The 2,680-nt window shown below is 64.6% G+C and carries 3 protein-coding genes; 1 reads left to right on the top strand and 2 read right to left on the bottom strand.

Features of this window, described 5'->3' with window-relative positions; translation table 11 throughout:
- Both EN738_RS33240 and EN738_RS33235 read right to left on the bottom strand, forming a co-directional pair.
- Positions 1-545: alpha/beta hydrolase (locus EN738_RS33240; RefSeq protein WP_127287246.1), on the bottom strand; the 545-nt coding region annotated here is incomplete at its 3' end.
- Between the two features lie 102 nt (positions 546-647).
- Positions 648-2,051 (bottom strand): aminopeptidase P family N-terminal domain-containing protein, encoded by a 1,404-nt coding sequence (locus tag EN738_RS33235; protein WP_127287245.1) that lies wholly within the window; start codon positions 2,049-2,051, stop codon positions 648-650.
- 139 nt (positions 2,052-2,190) lie between these two features.
- Between EN738_RS33235 and EN738_RS33230 the strand changes: the two genes are divergently transcribed.
- Positions 2,191-2,680: pyridoxal-phosphate dependent enzyme (locus tag EN738_RS33230; RefSeq protein WP_127287244.1), on the top strand; the 490-nt coding region annotated here is incomplete at its 3' end.

Genomic DNA, 2,680 nt, shown 5'->3' with positions numbered 1-2,680 from the left:
CTTTCCTTGTCGTAGACATAGTCGGTGGTCTTGGCGCCGGACGCCCAGGAAAACAGCACCGGCGTGCCCGGATAGCCGGAGTCATGCGCAATCTGCGTCAGCCGATAGACGGCGTCGTCGAAGCCGGTGTTGTAGCCATGGACGAAGAGCATGACGCGGCCGCCGCGCGCGGCGATGTCGGCGCTGAGCGCACTGGAGAATTTCGGCTGCGTGTCGTAGCCGACGACCTCGGAGGCCATGAAATATTTCGCCGGGTCGTCCGACTTGCCGCGTGAGCGCCGCTCGATCTGCCCGGGCTGGTGGATGCCCGGAACCGTGACGTTGACGCGGGCGTAGTTCAGCGTCGCCGAGCGCTCGCCGTCGAAGACCTTGTTGGGGTCGTCGGAGCGCTTGCGCGTCGTGGCGATAAAGATCGAATGGTTGCCGGCGATTTCCGTCACCGGCGTAGACATCACGGCGCTGCCGAGCAGTTCCTCGGTTTTGCGGCCGCCACAGCCTGCCACCAGCAGGGCAAGCGCAAGAATGCAAATCGTCTTCAAACGCACGTCAAAATTCCATTCGAGCCCAAAAAGGGCCGTCCACCCTCCGCGACATCTCCCCAGCAGGCGAAGTGCGGCGGAAGTAAGTCGCGTCCAGCTAAAATCTCGTCAGCGCCCGGCGACGGCCATCGCAGTGTTGCGCGAAAGCCAGAACGGCGGAAGGAAGGCCGGGATGTTGGAGAAGGGCAGCACTTCAGGCTTCAGCCGGATGCCGACCACATCGCCCATGAAGGCGCGGCGCGCCTCGATGCGGCGCCAGGCTTCCGGATAGCGGGCGGCGATTTCCTCGCGCAGCGGCTCGTCGGCAAGCGCGATGCCATCCTCGATATTGGTGGTGAAATAAGCGCTGCCGGTTGCCGGGATGATGTCGACCTGCAGCGCCATGCCGGACTTGAGTTCGATCGTGGAGCCGGAAGACACCGGCGAGTGCATCCATTCGTCGATATGGATGAGATGGCCGGGATTGAGCGAGACGCCGAAGAACGGGTCGCCGATACGCTGATGCACCGCTTTCCACAGCGCGCCGCCGGCGACACCGATGCCTATGGTCTCGTACCAGTCGACGGCAGCGGAAAAATACGGCGCGACCAGCTTTTCGATATAATCGCTTATCCCCGATGGCAGCTCGGCGGCGCTCTCGACCAGAAAGCCGGCGCGGGCGTTGAGCGAACCCTGGATGCCATAGGCCATTGTGATCGGATGGCCGCGCTGGATGATGTCGAGGCGGGGGCTCGGCAGCCCGTAGGGCGCGCGCTTGCCGGCCGACAGCATCGGGTGGCAGCATTGCGGCAGGCCGTTGATGCCCATCAGCCGCGCCGCCTGCAGCTCCGTCATGCCGGGTTCGATGCCCTGGAGTACGTTGCGCAGGCCTTGCGAGGAAAAGGTCGCGGCGAATTCGAAGGCTGCGAGTTGATCGGCCTCGTTGATCGCCCGCAAGCCGTCAGCCGGGTTGATCAGGAGATCGGCCGCGTTCTCGACCGCGCCCCTGTCGCCGGCCAGCGCGCGCAGCGTGTCGGCGATGAAGGAGGGCAGGTCGAGCGTCGTGCGCCCAAAGCCGGCATCGCCGGCGCCGAACGGCTTCCAGCCGATGGCGCCGATCCGGTGTCCGGGCTTTAGCCCGCTGGCCGCAAGGATGTCAGGCAGCGTATCGGAACGATCGCGCGGCTGCGCCGGCAGCGAAAAGGTCTGGTAGAGGATGCGCTCATAGGGTCCGTCGCAGAGCTCGGCATAGCCCCAGCCCTCATTGCCGACCAGCAGTTTTGCTTGCCTGCCGGGAACGATGACCAGCAGCGTTTCCTCGAAGCGGGGGTCGTAGCCGCAAAGGTAGGCGACATTGGCGGCATGCTCGCGGTCGCCATAGACGACGAAGCCATCGAGGCCGGCCTTCGCGCCGCGCGCCAGCAAGGCTTCGATGCGCGCCTCGTAGGTGGCGCGAGGAATGAGCGGCATCAGGGTCGGCTCGCCGAATTCCGGCAGCGACACGGTTTTCAGGGCGACCGACGCAACAGGCATGAACAAACGCCTCCAAGTGCTTGCAACGATACCGGGAATGCCCCGCGGCGAGGCTGATGGCAGGCGGACAATGGCCTTGCGGGGCCGGATGTGCAATAGGCTAACATTAACCGCCCAGCACGCTTCGGGACGATTTGCCATGAACAGTTTTTCTTCTCGCGTTGCCACGGCCGCCGCCGCCATCCGCCAGATCTTCCCGGAGACGCCGCTTCAGGAAAACGACTATCTGTCGAGGAAGACGGGCGCCCGGGTGTTGCTGAAGCGCGAGGATCTGACGCCGGTGCGCTCCTACAAGATCCGCGGCGCCTTCAACTTCTTTCGCAAGGCGCTGGCCGCCGGCAATGCGGCTGAGCTGTTCGTCTGCGCTTCCGCCGGCAACCATGCGCAGGGGTTTGCCTTTGTCTGCCGCCATTTCGGCAAAAAGGGCGTCGTGTTCATGCCGGTGACGACGCCGCAGCAGAAGATCGACAAGACGCGGCTGTTCGGCGGCGACTTCGTCGAGATCAGGCTGGTCGGCGATTTCTTCGACGACTGCTATCGCGCCGCGTTCGAATTCGCGGAGAGCGCCGGCGCGCATATGGTGCCGCCCTTCGACCACAGGGACATCATCGAGGGGCAGGCGACGGTCG

It is taken from the genome of Mesorhizobium sp. M4B.F.Ca.ET.017.02.2.1, assembly GCF_003998955.1.
In the GTDB taxonomy this organism is placed as follows: Bacteria; Pseudomonadota; Alphaproteobacteria; order Rhizobiales; family Rhizobiaceae; genus Mesorhizobium; species Mesorhizobium abyssinicae.
Note: the sequence above shows the minus strand (reverse complement) of the source record. Positions and strands in the feature narration are given on the sequence as shown.

Coding starts and splice junctions, on each gene's coding strand:
- EN738_RS33235 (WP_127287245.1), bottom strand. CDS start 2,051: ATGCCTGTTGCGTCGGTCGCCCTGAAAACCGTGTCGCTGCCGGAATTC.